Annotated in this window: 22 protein-coding genes and 1 pseudogene; 7 read left to right on the top strand and 16 right to left on the bottom strand. The window is 34.3% G+C overall.

Annotated features, from left to right (window positions below):
* Positions 1-56: 56 nt before the first annotated feature.
* Together ACXKY9_RS07930 and ACXKY9_RS07925 are read right to left on the bottom strand one after the other, a co-directional pair.
* Positions 57-218, bottom strand: coding sequence for a hypothetical protein (locus tag ACXKY9_RS07930; RefSeq protein WP_000108701.1), 162 nt, complete (start codon positions 216-218; stop codon positions 57-59).
* Positions 219-283: 65 nt separating this feature from the next.
* A complete protein-coding gene (locus ACXKY9_RS07925; RefSeq protein ID WP_001987133.1) occupies positions 284-400 on the bottom strand; it encodes a hypothetical protein in 117 nt (38 codons plus the stop codon).
* A 41-nt stretch (positions 401-441) separates the two neighbouring features.
* Between ACXKY9_RS07925 and ACXKY9_RS07920 the strand changes: the two genes are divergently transcribed.
* On the top strand, positions 442-864 hold the full coding sequence (locus ACXKY9_RS07920; protein ID WP_000214592.1) for a YfmQ family protein: 423 nt from the start codon (positions 442-444) through the stop codon (positions 862-864).
* A gap of 53 nt (positions 865-917) precedes the next feature.
* On the opposite strand, the gene ACXKY9_RS07915 is transcribed toward ACXKY9_RS07920, so the two are convergent.
* Genes ACXKY9_RS07915 through ACXKY9_RS07895 form a run of 5 tightly spaced genes read right to left on the bottom strand, consistent with a single transcriptional unit; the run spans position 918 to position 6,706 of the window.
* Entirely contained in the window at positions 918-1,751 is an 834-nt protein-coding gene (locus ACXKY9_RS07915; RefSeq protein ID WP_000755310.1) for a hypothetical protein, read from the bottom strand.
* 20 nt (positions 1,752-1,771) lie between these two features.
* Entirely contained in the window at positions 1,772-3,034 is a 1,263-nt protein-coding gene (locus tag ACXKY9_RS07910) for an MBL fold metallo-hydrolase (protein ID WP_033676235.1), read from the bottom strand.
* Positions 3,031-4,701, bottom strand: a complete 1,671-nt coding sequence (locus ACXKY9_RS07905; protein WP_000248151.1) for an ABC transporter permease — start codon at positions 4,699-4,701, stop codon at positions 3,031-3,033. The genes ACXKY9_RS07910 and ACXKY9_RS07905 overlap by 4 nt, the downstream gene beginning before the upstream one ends.
* 12 nt (positions 4,702-4,713) lie before the next feature.
* On the bottom strand, positions 4,714-5,736 hold the full coding sequence (locus ACXKY9_RS07900) for an ABC transporter substrate-binding protein (RefSeq protein WP_000714678.1): 1,023 nt from the start codon (positions 5,734-5,736) through the stop codon (positions 4,714-4,716).
* Entirely contained in the window at positions 5,714-6,706 is a 993-nt protein-coding gene (locus tag ACXKY9_RS07895) for an ABC transporter ATP-binding protein (RefSeq protein WP_000351800.1), read from the bottom strand. The genes ACXKY9_RS07900 and ACXKY9_RS07895 overlap by 23 nt, the downstream gene beginning before the upstream one ends.
* Positions 6,707-6,868: 162 nt before the next feature.
* On the opposite strand from ACXKY9_RS07895, the gene ACXKY9_RS07890 reads away from it, so the two are divergent.
* Positions 6,869-7,762 carry a LysR family transcriptional regulator gene (locus tag ACXKY9_RS07890; RefSeq protein ID WP_001050593.1) on the top strand — a complete coding sequence of 298 codons (894 nt, stop codon included), beginning with the start codon at positions 6,869-6,871 and terminating at the stop codon, positions 7,760-7,762.
* Between the two features lie 40 nt (positions 7,763-7,802).
* Here ACXKY9_RS07890 and ACXKY9_RS07885 read toward each other — a convergent pair whose 3' ends face one another.
* Positions 7,803-8,327 (bottom strand): COG3014 family protein, encoded by a 525-nt coding sequence (locus ACXKY9_RS07885; protein WP_000736440.1) that lies wholly within the window; start codon positions 8,325-8,327, stop codon positions 7,803-7,805.
* Between the two features lie 113 nt (positions 8,328-8,440).
* Positions 8,441-9,709: an MFS transporter gene (locus tag ACXKY9_RS07880; RefSeq protein WP_000502489.1), complete on the bottom strand. Its 1,269-nt coding sequence runs from the start codon at positions 9,707-9,709 to the stop codon at positions 8,441-8,443.
* A gap of 119 nt (positions 9,710-9,828) precedes the next feature.
* Between ACXKY9_RS07880 and ACXKY9_RS07875 the strand changes: the two genes are divergently transcribed.
* From ACXKY9_RS07875 to ACXKY9_RS07855, 5 genes and pseudogenes are all read left to right on the top strand, one after another.
* Positions 9,829-11,043: a transcriptional regulator gene (locus tag ACXKY9_RS07875; protein ID WP_000212386.1), complete on the top strand. Its 1,215-nt coding sequence runs from the start codon at positions 9,829-9,831 to the stop codon at positions 11,041-11,043.
* Positions 11,044-11,109: 66 nt separating this feature from the next.
* On the top strand, positions 11,110-11,289 hold the full coding sequence (locus tag ACXKY9_RS07870; protein WP_001025731.1) for an H-type small acid-soluble spore protein: 180 nt from the start codon (positions 11,110-11,112) through the stop codon (positions 11,287-11,289).
* A gap of 184 nt (positions 11,290-11,473) precedes the next feature.
* A pseudogene (locus tag ACXKY9_RS07865) lies at positions 11,474-11,809 on the top strand (antibiotic biosynthesis monooxygenase family protein).
* A 2-nt stretch (positions 11,810-11,811) separates the two neighbouring features.
* Positions 11,812-12,396: a dienelactone hydrolase family protein gene (locus ACXKY9_RS07860; RefSeq protein WP_000660114.1), complete on the top strand. Its 585-nt coding sequence runs from the start codon at positions 11,812-11,814 to the stop codon at positions 12,394-12,396.
* A 118-nt stretch (positions 12,397-12,514) separates the two neighbouring features.
* A complete protein-coding gene (locus ACXKY9_RS07855; RefSeq protein WP_002133070.1) occupies positions 12,515-12,874 on the top strand; it encodes a hypothetical protein in 360 nt (119 codons plus the stop codon).
* Positions 12,875-12,899: 25 nt separating this feature from the next.
* On the opposite strand, the gene ACXKY9_RS07850 is transcribed toward ACXKY9_RS07855, so the two are convergent.
* From ACXKY9_RS07850 to flhF, 7 genes are all read right to left on the bottom strand, one after another.
* Positions 12,900-13,070, bottom strand: a complete 171-nt coding sequence (locus ACXKY9_RS07850) for a DUF3951 domain-containing protein (RefSeq protein ID WP_000602236.1) — start codon at positions 13,068-13,070, stop codon at positions 12,900-12,902.
* A 62-nt stretch (positions 13,071-13,132) separates the two neighbouring features.
* Complete coding sequence (locus tag ACXKY9_RS07845) at positions 13,133-13,444, bottom strand: AzlD domain-containing protein (protein ID WP_000425938.1); 312 nt, start codon at positions 13,442-13,444, stop codon at positions 13,133-13,135.
* Entirely contained in the window at positions 13,435-14,160 is a 726-nt protein-coding gene (locus ACXKY9_RS07840) for an AzlC family ABC transporter permease (protein ID WP_000030478.1), read from the bottom strand. Before ACXKY9_RS07840 ends, ACXKY9_RS07845 begins: the two co-directional genes overlap by 10 nt.
* The gene (locus ACXKY9_RS07835) at positions 14,153-14,989 is read right to left on the bottom strand and encodes a TrmB family transcriptional regulator (RefSeq protein ID WP_000343357.1); all 837 of its coding nucleotides are present in this window, start codon (positions 14,987-14,989) and stop codon (positions 14,153-14,155) included. Before ACXKY9_RS07835 ends, ACXKY9_RS07840 begins: the two co-directional genes overlap by 8 nt.
* Positions 14,990-15,006: 17 nt before the next feature.
* On the bottom strand, positions 15,007-15,717 hold the full coding sequence (locus tag ACXKY9_RS07830) for an alanyl-tRNA editing protein (protein ID WP_000205394.1): 711 nt from the start codon (positions 15,715-15,717) through the stop codon (positions 15,007-15,009).
* A 117-nt stretch (positions 15,718-15,834) separates the two neighbouring features.
* Positions 15,835-16,608, bottom strand: a complete 774-nt coding sequence (locus ACXKY9_RS07825) for a flagellar basal-body rod protein FlgG (protein WP_001013934.1) — start codon at positions 16,606-16,608, stop codon at positions 15,835-15,837.
* A 42-nt stretch (positions 16,609-16,650) separates the two neighbouring features.
* On the bottom strand, positions 16,651-17,970 hold the full coding sequence (gene flhF, locus ACXKY9_RS07820; RefSeq protein ID WP_000446174.1) for a flagellar biosynthesis GTPase FlhF: 1,320 nt from the start codon (positions 17,968-17,970) through the stop codon (positions 16,651-16,653).
* Positions 17,971-17,981: the final 11 nt, after the last annotated feature.

Here is a 17,981-nt window from a genome sequence, read left to right as displayed (position 1 = left end):
ATTAGGAAAGCACGTTTTGTGATATTCTTCACATTGTTTAGTTAAAAAATAAATGTTTACTTACCATGATGTAACATTAAATCACTAAGTTCTTCTTCAATGTGATTTAATTTCGCAACGCCTTCTTTCCATTTATGAATATAACGTGAAACCCCAACGAAAAACAAAACAATAATTGTGGAAAGAATAATACCATATACGATTGCTACAGTACTCATAGTTACACTTCCTTATAATTAGTAATGTGGTTATTAGTTATATTTTTATTATAAACCTTTTTCTTTTAAAATACTTCGATTTCAACTTTTTGTAACAAAATTGATTTTTCTAACATTTCGTTCGTGAAAATGGCATATTTTTCACAAATTATACAAAACTTCACCATATGTACTATTACCATATGAGTTATATTATTAAATAGAATAAAGGGGATGATATACTATGACGACTTGGTTTATTGTAATGTTAGTTGTATTTGGAGCATTTAAAATTATCGTTTCTAGCCTTCCTAACACTGTTATTGAATCCATTATTAGCAAGTACGAAACACATCCAAAACTTGAAGAAGAGAATGTGACTATTACAATTCACGGAAATAACGTAGAAGGCGAACAGAAATCAAAAATTATTCATGATTTTAACGAAGGTTTATTTTTAGATCGCTATTATGCACCACCACACAATGAGGGTACGCCTTTAATTATCAATGCAAAACGTGGCAAAAAGAATTTTACATTTTATATTTATAGTCACGAGGAGCATGTTGATGTTGTAAAACAATATAAAAAGAAGGTAGTTGCTTATAGTTTACGCTCTAAAAACCTTCAAAATAGTGATATGTTCGTGTCAGCTGACTTAGCTTAATACTCATATATTGGAAAAAGGAATCCACGAAATATGGATTCCTTTTTTCTCATTTACTGAAAAATAAGCTCTGTCTTCAAACTATCTTTCGGTAACAACCAGCCTTTTTTCTCTAAACTCGCCATTAATAATTCCCTTTGCTTTGTCGCAATACTTTCTTCATTTGTTTTAAATGACACTTCTATTACGAAGTCATCTTCTAATTTTCCGGTATTACTTAATGGCCAAATTTCAATATTTGCTTTTATGTTTTCAAACTCTCCTGTATATCGTTTCATTAATACAGGACCGTAAATACGGGAATTCTTTAACATTTCTTCTCCCCAATTTGTATACAACCATTTGTTCATTTTCCCTGGTAATCTTTCTATTAACATGTTTTGAGCAGCTTGTTCATTTGGTAAATCAAGTATCCCATATCCTTTAGCGCTGTAACTTTTCTTATTTGAAATGCTTAATGTTTTCTTCTCAAATCCCCAATCTATTTCCGCCTCATAACTATCCGTATTACTATCGAATCCTTCTTTTTTAGCTACTTCTAGTGCATCTTGAATTACACCATTTGGAATAGGATATCTTTTTTTATATGTTAATTCAAAATCTTTACTAAATTCTTTCTTTCGAATTCTAGCAAACCAACCTTCCTCGCTTAAACTTTTATTCGCAGTATCTAAAAATTGCACTTGTATTCTTTCATATTTTGTACCAGCCTGGAAATGTTCTAGCACCTCTTGCTTCATCTCTTTGTTATCACCTAATACTTGTTCTGGCTTCAATAATAACTTTACTTCAAAACTAGGTTTCATTGGACTAGCTGCAAACCCTTCCTTAACGTTATAAAGGAAACAACAAAAGAAAATGCTTACGAATACAAATACTTTTTTCATATACCTATCCCCTTTACATTTCAAATGACTTCTATACGTTCCATTGCAAGTGAATATACATTTTCATACCCTGCTGTACTTAGCTTTTGTTGTAATCGATCCGTATCCTCTTTCAAAGCGTGCACTAACACCGTATGTTCTGGTAATAATGTATTTAGCATCTCTTTAACGTCTCTTATACTTTGGTGAACTTTATACGGAACTCTCTTCACCCTACATGTACTCCTTACATGTTCTTTCATAACTTTTTCTGCAAAACTCCCTTTCGCAATATGCCCAGTAAAAATAACGGCATTCCGTTTTTCATTCCGAAGTTGTTCATAGTATAACTGTGCTCGTTTCGTTTGCATATTCGCATCACTCATTACAACTATTCCGTAACTATTTTGCATACTAATGTCATTATCCATAACTATTATGTTTCTTTTTAAACTCTCCATAATCCATTTAAGTTCTTCATTATTTTTTATCCAACCTTTATATATGAACATCTCTTCAAATCCAGCCAAAATTTCTTTATCTACTATAAGCGGAAATTCTTTATATCGTTCATATAAATACAATACTATATCTTGCGCCCTACCAAGTTGTGGCAGCGGTAATAATGCTATTCCTTCATTTTGCATAACTCGTTCAATTTCTGCACATAGATCGTCTAATCTTTCATTTTGCGAAACATCATCTGTGTGATAAGCGGCATCTACAATTGCAACTTTTATATTGTGGCCCAATTTCTCAGGTAAATTAGCTCGTAGTATGTTAGACTCTGCTGAATAGTCGCCTGAATAAAATACGTATGTATTACACATATCAACTAAAAACCAAACAGCTCCTAATACATGCCCACTATACCCCCACTGAAACCGCAATGTAGGAGTAATTTGTAACCATTCATTTGGATTGCTAATCTCATCAATACATACATAATTTAAATCTTTTATATGTTGGTCGCTATAAGGTAAATTCCATCCTTGCATTACATTATAGTTTCTCCATTTTTCATAATATAACGGCAGTTGCTCCTTCGTATAACGAGTCGTCCAATTTTTTTTCTTATAGCCATACTTCGCTAATAAAGGTAAACCCATCGTATGATCTTCATGAATATGTGATAAAAATACCGCATCTAAAAATGGAACAGCTTCTCTCTCTATTTTTGGATAACCATCCTCATAAGATCGATTAATACCACAATCAAATACTATTTTCGTCTCTTTATTTTTTACAAAATAGCAAGAGCGACCGTATTCTCCTGCTCCTCCCCATACTTCCACTCTCATCATGCTACCCCTTTTCGCTTTTGCTCCATATGTTGCAGCAGTAATAAGCACATTGTTGTAAGTCCAACAGAAACAACGGCCATCGCCATTCCTATAGATACTTCACCCTGTTCAAATTGAGCAAAAATAAACGTTGCTGACGTTTCTACTGATGGAGGTAATACGAGAAGTGATGCTACTAATTCTCTTATTGAAATTGTAAATGTCATCGCCCATCCGGCAAGAATGCCTGGGATAATAAGAGGCAATATTATTTTTCTAAAAATATAAATATAATTTCCAGAAAAAATACTTCCTGCCTGCACGAGAGAATCATCAATTTGTCCGAGTGATGATTTTACATATTGCACCGTGTAAGGTAAAAACAGAACAACATACGTTACGATAACCATGATTGGTGTATTATAAATTGACATAGGCATATATGGTGAATTCCAAAATAGAATAAGACCTACAACCATAACGATTCCTGGTACCATATTCGGTAACATACCGCACATATCAAGCCATTTTTCAGAGGTTTTTTTCCCCTTTCGAATCATAAGTGCCAAAAAGACTCCAATCATTACCGCAATAATCGCTGTTACGAGTGAAAAAAGAAAACTATTCCATAAAGCCTCTAATCCCGGAGACCCCATTGTAAACAATGCCTCATAATGACTTGTTGTAAAGTTATTTACATGTAAACCGCCGCCTCTTAATTTTGAAAAAGAAGCAATAAGTATAGAAAAGTATGGAATTCCAATTGATACGATTAATAAACCAATTACATACATCCATGCTACAACGCGCGTAAATATAGACAAAGTATATCTTTTAGATTTCACACCTTTTCCACTAACCATTGCATATGAATACTTTCGATTCAATACATTTTGCATATACCAAATGAGCATACAAGCACTAAGTAATAAAGAAGATAATGCTGTTGCACTACTGAAATCAATTGGCCAACTCGAAATAAATTTATGAATTTCTGATGTTAACACGTGGAATCCTATTCTACGTCCGAATGTAGCCGGTGTTCCAAATTCAGCAATCGTCTTTACGAAAATGAGTAAAGCACCCATTACATAACTTGATACTAATAACGGCAATATTATTTTTCTTAAGCGATAGAAAAAACTTCCGCCATGAACTGCTGCAGCTTCTTCTTTACTACTCCCAATCTGAAGTAACGTGTTTTTCAGCATGAAATAAAGGAATGGGAATAAATGCAGACTCATAATTAATACCATACCTCCTAAACTAAAAAACGATGATGAAACTGTCTTTAGCATCGGGAAAAATTGTTCAAAATAGCCGTTAGGTTGCATGAACAAAATCCAGCCCATCGATCCAATATACGGCGGTGTCATAAATGGAATCATAAAAACAATATCTAACTTACTATACTTTCCTACATCTGTTTTGCTCATAATAAATGCCAATGGAAATGCAAATATTGTAGCACCTATTACAACGAGTGCACCTAGAAGCATCGAATTTAGAAAAATCCCAGCTAATCCACCACTCTGCATCACTTCAAAAGGCTTTAAAAAATTCCAACTGCTATTTTCATATACACTAGAAAATAAAATAAGAAAAAGTGGAATGACGATTAACATCGCCACAAGTAATAACGCTACCGTCATTCCAACTTGTCTTACTGATACGAATCGATTTACCATGGAATCACCATCTTATTGAAATACTTTCTTAAATTGTTTTCCTATTTCATCTTGCTCTTTCTCAACTGTTTTCCAATCAATATTTAATACTGGAATCTCTTCTACATTTGGTCTATTTTCAGCTTTTATATCTGTTCTACCAGGCAATAAATACGCTTTAGAAACTTGTTTTTGTACATCATCGGATAATAAATAATCAATAAACTCTTTTGCACCTTCAACATTTTTACTATCCTTCATAATCCCAGCTACACGTGGGCTAATAACTGTTCCGCTTTTTGGATATACAATATCAACAGGTTCACCCTTTGCTTTTGCGCTATACGTCATATAATCAACACCCGCAATGACCATATCTTTCGCACCTGTTACAACTGGGTCTAACGCTTCCTGATTTGCTCCTGCTACTGTAACTTCATTTTTCTTAAGCTGCTCAAATAAATTCCATCCATCTTGTCCATTCTTTTTCACGTATCCTGTTACAAAGTCTAAAGCTGAACCTGAAAGTGCTGGATCTGGAAGATTCACTTTCCCTTTCCATTCTCCTTTCGTTATATCGCTCCAATCTTCAGGCGCTGTCTTCACATTTTTTGTATTGTACACAATCCCTAATGCTGAAGCACTATACCCGAAATAATGGCCTTTATCATCTGACCATTCAGAACGCAGCTTATCAGCTTGTTTCGCCTCTTTATAAGCTAACGTTTGACCCTCTTTCTTTAATCCTTCCATCGCTGGTAAGGAAGCGAGTACGACAACGTCAACGACTGGATTTTTCTTTTCAGCTTCCATTCTCGCTAAAATTTTACCAGTTGTCCCTTGAAACATTTCCACCTTTATACCAGTTTTCTTTTCAAAGTCTTTTTGAACTTTTTCTGCTAACCCTTTTGGCCCTGCACTATATACAACAATTTTCTTTTCATTCGTATTTGTACTTTTTGCATCTGCATTACCCTTTGAACTACAACCTGTTACTACAGCCGAAAATAATAAAGTACATACAAATAAAGACTTAAGCGAACTGAATTTCTTCATACGATTCTCCCCCTATATGATGAATACATTTTTTTGGCACATATAACGATACTGGTTTACCGATGCTTAATTTACTATTGTGATAAGCTGTCCATATTCCGAGTGCCCCCATGTTTACTTTTATTTCATACCGTTCTCCTACATATGTAACGTGCTTAATTTCACCTGTATACATTTCGCACACTTCATTTTTCGTCCAACTCACATGCTCTGGACGAACCATTTTTTTACCCTCTACAAGCCAATTCGCCTTACCAACAAATTTGGCAACAAATTCATGAGACGGTTTCACATAAATATCTTCGGGTGTTCCTTTTTGTAATACTGCTCCTTGTTTCATGACAATAATTTGGTCTGACATTGACATTGCTTCTGTTTGATCGTGAGTAACATACAGTGCAGTTAAACCAATGGAATGAACGATATCCATAAGCTCTATTCTCATTTCTTCTCGCAAAATTGCATCGAGCGCACTTAGCGGTTCGTCAAACAAAATAAAATGAGGTTTTGTTACAATTGCTCTAGCGAATGCGACACGTTGTTGCTGTCCACCAGAAAGTTCGTGTGGATACCTTTTCTCCATACCTTGCAGGCGAACTCGCTTTATTGCATCTTCTACTTTTTCTCGTAAATGATTCGTTTGCTTTGTAGCTCTTAAACCAAATGCAACATTTTCAAAAACAGTCATGTGCGGCCATAAAGCAAAATCTTGAAATACCATACCGATATTCCGTTCATGAGGAGATGTCTTTATCTTTTTTGTAGCAGAATACATGCACTGGTCTCCAAAATATATTTCTCCCTTATCCGGTTCTTCAAGTCCTGCTATCATTCTAAGTAAAGTCGTTTTCCCACATCCCGAAGGTCCTAAAAGTGTAGTGAATTCCCCTTGTTTCATTACAATCTGCAACGGCTTTAACGCTTGTGTTTTTCCAAATGTTTTTTCTAATCCATTAATTTTAATATCCATCGTCTCACCTCTCTCCCCTCATTCTTAACCTGCTTTCATTCTATATGGAAGATTTATACTTAATGTTAATGTACTGTAAAGATTAAATTAAAAAACTTCTAATAAACTATTTATTTCTATAGATTTTTTCTATAGTTAAAATAAAAAAGGCGGCAATTCATAATGAATCTCTTAAAATTAGAAATTGTAGTACTTATTAAGAAATACAAAAAGCTTACAATCGTTGCAGAAAAACTTGGCGTTAAACAACCAACTATTACTTTTCATATAAAAAGCTTAGAAGAAGAACTCGGTGTGTCTTTATTCGAATTACGTTCTGGAAGGTATTTCTTAACAGAGGCTGGTGAGGCTTTGCACCATTATGCTTGTAAAATAGATGCACTTATGAAAGAAGCTAGACGTGTCACGCAAGAGTTTAAAGATTTTCATAAAGGCGCTATAACAATCGGCGCTAGTTATGTACCAGCGACTTATCTTTTGCCAGCAGTCGTTCATCAATTTCAATGTGAATTTCCCAATATAAAAATAACGCTACTAGTTAAAATCGCCCCTGAAATTCGAATGATGCTACAAAATCACGAAATCGATCTTGGGATAATTTCCGCTGCTCCATTTGATGAACCACTTTTAAAACAAACGAATATAATGCCCGATACACTTGTTCTTGCTTTTTCCAAAGAACATCATTTTTCAAAGAAAGACAATGTATCGTTACAAAATATAGAAAAGGAACGCATACTATTGCATCGTAATCCATCTACAACGAGAGACTTACTTACACAATGGACGTTAGCGCACAACATTACATTCCAATCAGAAATTGAATTAGACTCATTAGAAACGATGAAACAAATTTTAAAATATGGTAATGGAATTGCCTTGATTTCTAAACTGGCTATCGAACAAGAAATACAACGAAATGAGCTATGCTATATACCAATCCCTGAATTTGAATTTCAGCGTAATATTTATACGATTCATCATGAAGACAGATGGAATTCTAAAATCATTTCTTTTTTACTACAGAGCATCACTACATTTGCAACAAAAAATTAAAAGGCTGTCGTTATGCACGACAGCCTTTCAAACTATAAATCTATTTATTTTTCTTTGCCTCAATTTTTGCTTGCGCCTCTTCAGCCTTATCTAATGCTTCTGATACTTTCTTCTCTTTTTCTTTCACTTCATCTATACTATCGACAGCTTTAATAATTTTATCGATTCCCTCTTCTTCTACCTTTCTACGCTTTGCCACTCTTTCATTTACTTTCTCTTCCACATCTTTTGCTTTTTGAAGCATATTCTCTGCATTTGATATTACAGCTTTTTCAAGTTCATCATCTTTTTTCTTTTGTAACACTTCATTTGCAATGTCTTTCGCTTCTAAATACTTACCGTCTTTTAATGCTGTTGCTCCCTGATCCATTTTCTCAGCAACTTCTTTATATGATTTCGCTTCATTTCCTGATTTCTCTTTTTCTGCTTTTTCGAACCACATTGTTGCATCACTATACTTTTCATCTTTCAATGATTGCATACCTGTTTCAATATATGTGTCATAATTGCTACATCCAGCCATTACGACTAATAGAAAAAGCATAACAAAACTTAATTTTTTCATGCTGTTGTCTCCTTTTCTTTGCAAGCTCACTTTACTTTAACATACATGAAAAAGAGTTTCAAAAACTAAAATACTAATTTAGTCATTTTTATTTTATTAAGTCACATTTCCTTTTAGACAGACACATCCACTTGCTTTTTCATTACATGCTTCTTTACTCCTACTAATACAACTAACAATAAACCTACGCCTAATGTCATCATAACAATGCTAGTTGGCAACATATCTAATAATAATCCATACACAATCATACCGAGCGGTGCGATTGCAGTAGAAATTGTTTCAAGTAAGCCGAAAACGCGTCCTAAATAACTTGGATCTGTCGTCTTTTGCAAATGTACTTGCATCGGGATATTTACAACCATCATTGATATACCAGTTAACATCATAAAAGCGATATAGTAAATAAAACTTGCTACTTTCGGGATGGTGACTACTAATGGAAACACTGTACATAAACTCAAACTCGCAAATAAAAACAACCCAATATAAACAGAGCGAAACGGATCATTCACTTCTTTACGTACTGATAACGCAATTGCACCAATTAACATCCCAACTGCTAACATTCCCTCTACAACACCGAGTTGTTTCGAAGATAGATGCAAATTTTGAACAATAATATATGGAAGTGAAACGAAAAGTGCACTCGCAAAAAAGTTTACCCCTACTGCAATTTTCATTAAACCATATATTTCATGCTGTCTTTTCACATATGAAAACCCTTCTTTTATACTCGTCAAGAAATGCTCTTTACTTTCAGCCTTTTCTTTTTTGTATAAATCAAATACGATAAACAATTGCACAACAACCGCTAAAAAGAATGTAATGCTATTCAATAGGAAAAACGATTTAATTGAAAAGAAACCAAATACAACTCCGCCAATAATCGGTGCTAAAATATTTGATAAAGATGCTGCCGTCTGGTTCAAGGCACTCGCTTTTTGAATACGTCCTTCATCTACTAAACTTGGAATAGATGAAGTTAATGAAACAGAGTAAAAACTCGCACAAATTGATAATAATGCTGCTGAAACATAAATAAACAGAAGTGATGGCCCAAAAGTAGTTGCAAGGATAAACATAATAAACATTGTTAAACTACTTAACAAATCGGTACCGATGACAAGCCATTTTCGATTGACGCGGTCAGCTACAGCACCAGCAATTGGTCCACAGATTAGCCTTGGAATCGATCCACAAATAAGCGTAGTTGCAAACCCCATTCCTGAACCCGTTGTCTTTAATACGTATAATCCCATTGCAAACGTATAAATACCGGCTCCTAGCAAAGACGTCATTTTCCCAATCATCATTAAAATAATATTTCTCGTTGCAATCTTCATTCTTGAATCATTTTGTCCTATACTTATATCCCCCATTTTTGACACTCTCCCCTTAAAAGTTAAATTGTGTTAAACTTATTATATAATTAACTTTCCAATTTTTACAACAAAAAGTTTAATGACATTTAACTTTCTAACTATAAAGGAGCAATTATATGGCTACTCTCGGTGAAAAAATTAAAACGTTACGAAAAGAAAAAAAGCTTACTCAAACTGATCTAGCAGGTTCAGAACTCACAAAAAGTATGCTAAGTCAAATTGAAAATGGAAAAGCTACACCTTCTATGAAAACACTACAATATATCGCTGACAAACTTGAATGTGAAACGAGTTTTTTATTAGAAGAAGATGATGTAGAAATTGTAGGACTCATTCAACAAACGGAGAAACTAATAAAAGCAAACAAGTACGATGAAGTATATGAGGTTTTACTACCGATCGTTCAAAAAGAGCTACCTCCCACTTTGAATACTGCTCGTTTATATAAACAGTTTGTAACAGCTGCGGCTAAAATGAAAGATTACAATATTGAATATTACGTTGAAAAGGCTACTTCTATTTTTGAGAAATATACGTTATACCGGGATAGTACGGAAACAAAATTAAAATTATCCTTTACGATATTCACACGTAAAAAATATGCTGAATGTTTACAACTTATAGCTAGTATCCGAAATGACTATGAAGAGAAACATTTAGAAATGGATCTCATTATACATATCGAATTATATTTATATGAAGCAATTATTTTTCTTGCATGTGGTGATTACGAACAATGTGAAAGTGTCATTTTAGATGCACTTGCATTTTCAAAAAAACATCAAGTGTATTATAAAACAGATGAATTTTATCGTATTTTATCTTATCAAAAAGTAATCACGGCTGATAAAGAACAATATTTACATTACATAAAAAAATCAGAGCAATTCGCCATTTTTACAGAAGATAATTTCTCTGCGGCGGTTATTGATCTTTTAAAAGCTTTCTACTACAACACAATTGCTAATGAATATACAATTGCATTAGAACATTTAGAACAATTTCGAGAAAAATTAAAAGATGAGCCAATTTTTCAAGATGATGGATCATATTATCTTGAAAAAGGAAAAGCTTTGTATGGTTTAAAACAATACGAAGAAGCTTTAAAAACATTGCAACGCGCTATCATACCAGATTATATAAACCATCCACTTGATCACGCACGGCTTACAACAGCTGGGGCATATCGCGCTCTTTGTTATGTGAAACTTAATGATAAAAAAAGAGCTCTTGAAGAAGTAACAGAAGCATATGAAATCGTACAGGCCTATCCTGATTCCATCTTCACTTCATTTATTAAAGAAACATTACAAATAATACAAAAACTTTAAGAATGTCTCTAAATGGTATATTATTCCTCTTTTTTAGCAAAGATAATAATGATGGGAGGAATATAAATGAATATACAACGTGCAATAGAGCTTTCTATGTCAGCAGAACAAGCCAATGTCAATTTTCAAGGCATGCCTGTTATGATTCAACACGTCGATGAAAGCAATGAAACCGCCCGCATATATGAAGTAAAAAACCCAGGACGCGAATTAACTGTTCCAGTTAATAGCTTAGAGGAAATATAAGAAATGCCACTTCTCTTTTGAAGTGGCATTTTTCTTCTTTCAGATTACTTATTATAAATTTCTTCAACTCTTTATTTTACATGAGCTGAAAAAATAAGAATTTTCTACTTCTTTTCTTTTTGTGACCTGCTAAAATACAAACTATGGATTAATTATTCGTACTATACATTAAGGAGGAAAAATAATGGCATCTAATTTAGAAAAAAACCAGCCTTATTATGCAGTTATATTCACTTCTAATTTATCAAATAATACAACTGACTATAATACCGTTGCCGAAGAAATGGAGAAACTTGCAAAGTAACAACCTGGATTTTTAGGTGTAGAAAGTGCACGAGGTAATTCTGGACTCGGAATAACAATTTCTTATTGGGAATCACTTGATGCGATTGAAAATTGGAAGAAGAACACCTTACATAAAGAAGCGAAAAAAAGAGGTCGTGAGCAATGGTATGAAAACTTCCACCTGCGTATTTGTCTTGTTGAGAAAGAATTTAAGTTTCATAGAGGTACTTTATAACTATGAAGGAAAAATTAGCTCTCGTTATTGTTCATGAAATATATGGTGTGAACGACCATATGCATCACGTTACCCAGCACTTTACTTCATCTCATATAGACGTATTCTGTCCTAATCTTCTACACTTACAACATGCATTTCATTATCGTGATGAAGAAAAGGCATATGAACATTTTGTAAATCATATTGGATTTGATGATGGAAAAAAGCAAATTGAAGAATTCATTTCTCATCTTTCTAGTAGTTATACACATATTGGACTTATCGGCTTTAGTGTTGGAGCTACCATCTCATGGCTATGTAGTAACAATCCGAAAATAGATTTTATTATCGGATGTTACGGTTCTCGTATACGCGACTATGTTCACATAAAGCCTACATGCTCTACATTACTTATATTCCCTGAAAAAGAAGCTAGTTTTTCAGTATCCTCTTTAATTCACACATTGCAGCAACAAAAGAATCCTTTATTAGAAATAAAACAACTACACGGTGAACATGGATTTCTAAATCCGTACACTGAAAAATATAACGGGCACTCTACAAAACAAGCATACAATTTAATAGATTCATTTCTTGTAAAGTGAAACTTCAATCAGTGGGGGGGGGGCATCCCCCACCTAATCTCTTTTCTTACGTTGAGTTTTAAGGTGTGGGTCTTACTGCCCATGCGTGATAAAAACAATCTTATACAGGAGACTCAAAATGACGCTGACATTACTCTTACTTGTTTTCATACTCATTGCCTTTATCTCAGCGCTAACTATCATTTTTAAAACCGTAAAAAAAGGGCTATTTTTCAACCGCCCCTACTTACAATCTATTATCGTTTGCCTTTTATTTTTTACTAATTGGATCTTATATGTAACAACTTTTTATTCGTTACTTCCCGAGAAAATTAGTGAGTTCCTATTCCTACCCATTTGGTTTTTCCTTTGTATTTTAGGTTTTATAACTTTCTGGCGTGAATGGGGAAATAATCGTGTATTCTCCATATGTATCGGTTTTCTTTCCTTGACTAGTTTTTTATTTGGATTATTGTTGTTAGTTCTTTCCGGGATGTAATAGAAGAAGGAAGAAAAGCCAACTTTCAACTTTTCTTCCTTCTATGTTTACCTTTAGTTTTCACTGTCACTGATTCACAAGGTGTATAATATATTTGAGGTGTCGCCTTATCAACAAACATCATAAACGTAATAAAGCCGATAATAAAGAAAATAAATAACGTTAACAAAATTGCTCCTATCGTTAAAAGTATCATAACACCACCCCTATATTTTTCATGTTATTACACTTTTCGCTATGATATGAGTGTAATCCTTTTTAGAAAAGGAAACGTAACAAAATAATCACAATCACTCCCGTTAATACTGTACCTAATAAACTACGAGTATATATCGCTACAAGAAATGTTGGAATTGCTGCAATAAGATAATCCCACTGCATCGTTTCATGCATAAATAAAACTTGTGCTAAAAGCGCTGCTAATATCGCAATTGGTATGTAATTTAACCATTTTAAACCCCAGTCAGGAATTTGTAGTTTGCTAAATACGAGTAGAGGTAAAATACGTGGCACGATTGTAACAGCTCCTGCTGCTAGTAAAAGTAATAATACATCTAATCTCATTTCCATTTTTCAATCAACACTCCAATCGTCGCAGCTAGTAAGGTTGCGATAATAACCGCTATACTATCTGGCATAAATAGGTGTGAAACGTATGCGATAATAATCGCTACAATTGCAACACTTAAATGAATTGCTAGTTTCGGTTTACTACTTATGAGCTGAAGAACAAATAATCCGATAAACATCGCTGGTAATGCATAATCCATGCCGTATGTATGTGGATCTGGTATCCACTCACCAAATAGCCCGCCAATGATAGTGGCAAGAATCCAATTTAAATACGCTGTTACATTAAGCCCTATCATCCATCTTTCACCTAAATATCCTTTTTGCGCAGCATGCTGCACTGCAACGCCGAAAGTTTCATCTGTAATTTGCGAACCGATGATTAGGTTTTTAAATAGAGGAATTTTCGTAAAGTACGGTGCAAGTGCAGCACTCATAAGAAGGTGGCGCAAGTTAACAAAAAATACAGTAAAAATAATTGCGGAAGCAGGAGCACCGGCTGCATACATACCAGCTAATATAAATTGGGCAGAACCTGCATAAATTAAAGTGGACATAAATGCAATTTCAATGATGGAGAAACCAGCTGTTTTTGCAATTACACCAGCTGCTATACCGATGCTCAAGTAACCAAATACAGTTGGTAAACAATCTTTTACTCCTTGCTGAAATGTATCGTCACTCTGCAAAGCTACATGTGCCTGAGCTTTACTCATCTCTATCATCCTCCATTCCTTCTAAAGTTCGTTTTCCTGTTACGACATGAACTAAATCTATATTTTCACGCCATAACGTATCTAACTTATCAGCTCCAAATTCCTTTGTGATTTCTTCAACCATAATATCGTGCCGCACATACTCTGTAGCAACGAGAACTAGCGCTGGGTCATACGTTGTAACGGCCCATGAAGTGCTATCATTTGAGAAGTTCGCAATTAATACTTCCTCTCCATCACGAGCAATAACAGTTAAATGACCACCCATTCTCTTTTCAACAACGTGGGGCGTCATATAATTATGATGAAACGTCGCTCCTATTTTTGTTTCTGGAGCTCCAAATAAGATTGAAAATATATGTACGCCTTCCTCTTCCTTTTGATGAATGTATGGCTCAATTTCATGCACTTGTTCTTCCCATACAGAAATCCATAATTCTTCCTTTGCCCTATTAATTATATTGCATATTTCTTTTAAAACACGATCATTTGAGCGAATATGCGAAATTACATCTATTTGTCGCTCTTGTTCTAAACAATTTAATTTCTCATCTAAAAATTCAAAGGACTTTTCAAAGTCTTTTCGCATTCGATTCATTAATTCGGTAGCTGGTACTGGTACATATTTAACTGGTTCAGAAGGTACAATATGCACCGCTCCTTTATCCATTAACTTACCGAGTACCTCGTAAATCATAGAACGAGGTACTCCTGTTTGTTTACTCACTTCATAGCCTGTTACTGGAGAATGTTTTAACAATCCAATATACGCTTTACATTCATATTGGGAAAATCCCAACTTTTGTAATTCCTTTATAATTTCATCCATCGGTAACCCCTCACAATCTAAATCGCTCTTACTTCAAAACGACGATTTTGCTTCCCTTTACTTTTTACTTTATCAATAACAAGTGTTCCTATTTCACTCGTATTTTTCACATGTGTGCCTCCACAAGCTTGTTCGTCTAAATTTTCAATTGTAACAATGCGGATTTCTTGGATAGTAGTTGGCAGGAGATTTATTGCTGTTTTAATCATTCCTACAGCATTTTCTGCTTCTTCGCGGCTCATATAACGAGTGGAAATTTCTTTATTTTGCTTAATAAGTTTATTCACTTCCTCAACAATTTCTTCTACTTCCACGCTCGATAACTCTTGTAACTCATTAAAATCGATACGTGCTTTATCAGGATAAATTTGATTTCCGGTGCATAAAGCTCCATACTTTTCATAAACAACAGCTCCGATAAGATGCAGTAAAGAGTGATGACGCATTAAATTATGACGTCTTTCCCAATTTATCTCTAATTTAACTGGACCTAACTTTACTTGTGCTTCGTCTTTTATATAGTGAACTATTTCTCCTTGCTCCTTCTTTACTTTTTCAACTTCAAATACAGACCCATCTTGTACAATGACACCCGTATCACATTCCTGTCCTCCACCAGTTGGATAAAAAATTGTTTCTTTTACAAATACTTTATTCCCTTCTACTCTTATCACTTCTGTTTCGCAACTCGTTTTGTATGCATCTTCTAAATATAATGCCGTTGTCATACTCTCACCTCTTTAGTAGTTATAGTTATACCTACTAATATAAAAAAGAAGCTCTGCAAAGTCAATTGATAATTCTGAAATTTAAAATTAATAAAAGACTCCTTTATTAGGAGTCCACTATCTCAATATTTCATTCGCTTCTTTTTCATAAATTTTATCAAATGACGTCATAACGCGCTGTGATGCTTGAATCATCTTTTGATCTGTCATAAGATCTGCCATCTCTTTCGTCATATCAACATTTGAATTTTCTAGCATATGATTTTTTACTATTCCTGTTCCGTTCGGTAAATTAGCAATGTTTCCTTCTGCTAGTGTAAAGCTTTTGTTTTCACGTTGCACGAGACGTGCATTCGTTTCGGCATCTACTGTTTTTGTTTGCAAACGAGCAATATTATTTTGTGTTACCTCATCATATAATGTACCATCTGCTTGTACAGCAACCTTTGCTCCTTCTGGAATACGAATACGCTCATTATTCTCTCCCATTACGAAAGCACCAGATGATGTTTGTAAATAACGATCACTATTTAATGTGAAACTACCATCTCTCGTTAAAAACGTTTCATCATTTTTAGAAGTAACGAAAAATGATGTTGTGCCGGCCGCGCCGTCATCTAAAAAGAAATCTGTAGCGCTATTTGTCATTTGTATATTTCCTTGTACTAAATTCACATGCGTTGCAGCTGGTACTACAGCGTAATCGACCGAACCGATATTTGTTACCGCCCCATCTCCGCGGCGATATGTGTCTTGTACATCAAATACTTTAGACGTCATATTTTCTGCTTTAAATCCTGTCGTTTGAGCATTTGCAACGTTATTCGAATGAACATTAATGCGCTGCATGTAATTCATCATGCCCATAGAACCTATATAAAGACCGTTCATATTCGTTTGAATAAGGCAAGCGCCTTATTCTTCACCTCTTTTCTACGATGTTTGTAACATTTGTTTCGCTAAATGTTCAGCTGTAGCGATATGTATATTTTTCTTTATGTCTTGGCCATCTGTCATTAATACAATAGGAGCTGATGATACTGCTGGAATTTTCAACAATTCGCCACTACTTGCTGTTTCATCAAATTTCGTAAACACAATACCATCTATATGAATATCTTTAAAGTTTGTAATAATTTCAATCATATCTTTACTTTTCATTGAAGCTGATAACGTTAAACAAATATAATCTGGTTCTACTTGTCCCATCGTTTCAATCATTTCTTCCACTGTTTCTGACGTACGATAATTTTTCCCTGCTGTATCAATTAAAATATAATCGACGCGTGCTTCTTCTTTAAAATACGTAAGCGCTCTTGTCATTGCAGCTTCATCACGCACAGCAATTACTTCAGATCCAATTGTCTTTACGTTATCTTGCAATTGCTGTACTGTTCCTATGCGCGAATGATCTGTCGTTATAAAACCAACTGTTTTTTTCTTACCGTGAAATTGCCATGCCATTTTCGCGAGTGTCGTCGTTTTACCAACGCCAGTTGGACCGATTAATGCAATTGTTTGTACTTCTTTTTCAAAGACGTTTTCCGTATTGAAATGAGATTTCATATCTTCCAATATGTACCTGATAACTTCTTCTTCCGTAATCATCGTTGCATTTTCAAACTTTATTTTTAACTTTTCAGCATATGCATGAATGAAATATTGTTCCACATCGTTTTGTTCTAGCATCCGAATTACTTTTTGAATAATAAACGGTACAGATTCTTGATTTTCTTTCTTTGGAACTACTTCTTCTTTCTTTACTGGAACGACTTGTTTCACAACTTTTTTCTTTTTCGTTACTTTCGTTACTTCCGTTTCTTTCATCGGTTTCACAACGACGATTCCTTTTTCAAACAGCTTTAATAGTTTCTCTTTTTTTCTTGCCCATTCTTCACTATTTCCTGTTTGCATCGCCGCGTATGACATAGAAGTCGTTACGTTTTCTAAATTGTGCAGTACTGATTGAATTCCATTCGCCTTCACAATTTGTTCTGAAGGATCATTCACAACATCCATTAACTGTTCATGAAATTGAGCTGTACCTTCATTCACTTCTTCCTGTTTTTCTTCTGGAAAAGCAACTAACATTTCATAATCCTTTTTCCAAAAAAACGGTATATTTCGTTTTACACTTTCATCGACAACATAATAATAATCTGTACCATATTGGTCAAATAACTTTCGATACAATTCATTTTTCGAAGCTGCTTTTATTCGCATTAACGCTTCTTTCTTTTCTGTACTTTCCATTACTTCACCCC

The sequence above is a fragment of the Bacillus sp. 2175 genome (genome assembly GCF_057812155.1).
The sequence above is the reverse complement of the archived record's forward strand: the minus strand, read 5'-3'. Positions and strand labels throughout refer to the sequence as shown.

What these genes read in the sequence shown, in the direction of transcription:
- ACXKY9_RS07870 (WP_001025731.1), top strand. Translation starts at nt 11,110, where the DNA reads ATGAATATACAACGTGCAATAGAGCTTTCTATGTCAGCAGAACAAGCC.
- ACXKY9_RS07900 (WP_000714678.1), bottom strand. Translation starts at nt 5,736, where the DNA reads ATGAAGAAATTCAGTTCGCTTAAGTCTTTATTTGTATGTACTTTATTA.
- ACXKY9_RS07845 (WP_000425938.1), bottom strand. Translation starts at nt 13,444, where the DNA reads ATGGAAATGAGATTAGATGTATTATTACTTTTACTAGCAGCAGGAGCT.
- flhF (WP_000446174.1), bottom strand. Translation starts at nt 17,970, where the DNA reads ATGGAAAGTACAGAAAAGAAAGAAGCGTTAATGCGAATAAAAGCAGCT.
- ACXKY9_RS07840 (WP_000030478.1), bottom strand. Translation starts at nt 14,160, where the DNA reads ATGAGTAAAGCTCAGGCACATGTAGCTTTGCAGAGTGACGATACATTT.
- ACXKY9_RS07875 (WP_000212386.1), top strand. Translation starts at nt 9,829, where the DNA reads ATGGCTACTCTCGGTGAAAAAATTAAAACGTTACGAAAAGAAAAAAAG.
- ACXKY9_RS07825 (WP_001013934.1), bottom strand. Translation starts at nt 16,608, where the DNA reads ATGAACGGTCTTTATATAGGTTCTATGGGCATGATGAATTACATGCAG.
- ACXKY9_RS07890 (WP_001050593.1), top strand. Translation starts at nt 6,869, where the DNA reads ATGAATCTCTTAAAATTAGAAATTGTAGTACTTATTAAGAAATACAAA.
- ACXKY9_RS07850 (WP_000602236.1), bottom strand. Translation starts at nt 13,070, where the DNA reads ATGATACTTTTAACGATAGGAGCAATTTTGTTAACGTTATTTATTTTC.
- ACXKY9_RS07880 (WP_000502489.1), bottom strand. Translation starts at nt 9,709, where the DNA reads ATGGGGGATATAAGTATAGGACAAAATGATTCAAGAATGAAGATTGCA.
- ACXKY9_RS07885 (WP_000736440.1), bottom strand. Translation starts at nt 8,327, where the DNA reads ATGAAAAAATTAAGTTTTGTTATGCTTTTTCTATTAGTCGTAATGGCT.
- ACXKY9_RS07855 (WP_002133070.1), top strand. Translation starts at nt 12,515, where the DNA reads ATGACGCTGACATTACTCTTACTTGTTTTCATACTCATTGCCTTTATC.
- ACXKY9_RS07910 (WP_033676235.1), bottom strand. Translation starts at nt 3,034, where the DNA reads ATGATGAGAGTGGAAGTATGGGGAGGAGCAGGAGAATACGGTCGCTCT.
- ACXKY9_RS07915 (WP_000755310.1), bottom strand. Translation starts at nt 1,751, where the DNA reads ATGAAAAAAGTATTTGTATTCGTAAGCATTTTCTTTTGTTGTTTCCTT.
- ACXKY9_RS07835 (WP_000343357.1), bottom strand. Translation starts at nt 14,989, where the DNA reads ATGGATGAAATTATAAAGGAATTACAAAAGTTGGGATTTTCCCAATAT.
- ACXKY9_RS07830 (WP_000205394.1), bottom strand. Translation starts at nt 15,717, where the DNA reads ATGACAACGGCATTATATTTAGAAGATGCATACAAAACGAGTTGCGAA.
- ACXKY9_RS07905 (WP_000248151.1), bottom strand. Translation starts at nt 4,701, where the DNA reads ATGGTAAATCGATTCGTATCAGTAAGACAAGTTGGAATGACGGTAGCG.
- ACXKY9_RS07895 (WP_000351800.1), bottom strand. Translation starts at nt 6,706, where the DNA reads ATGGATATTAAAATTAATGGATTAGAAAAAACATTTGGAAAAACACAA.
- ACXKY9_RS07930 (WP_000108701.1), bottom strand. Translation starts at nt 218, where the DNA reads ATGAGTACTGTAGCAATCGTATATGGTATTATTCTTTCCACAATTATT.
- ACXKY9_RS07925 (WP_001987133.1), bottom strand. Translation starts at nt 400, where the DNA reads ATGGTAATAGTACATATGGTGAAGTTTTGTATAATTTGTGAAAAATAT.
- ACXKY9_RS07860 (WP_000660114.1), top strand. Translation starts at nt 11,812, where the DNA reads ATGAAGGAAAAATTAGCTCTCGTTATTGTTCATGAAATATATGGTGTG.
- ACXKY9_RS07920 (WP_000214592.1), top strand. Translation starts at nt 442, where the DNA reads ATGACGACTTGGTTTATTGTAATGTTAGTTGTATTTGGAGCATTTAAA.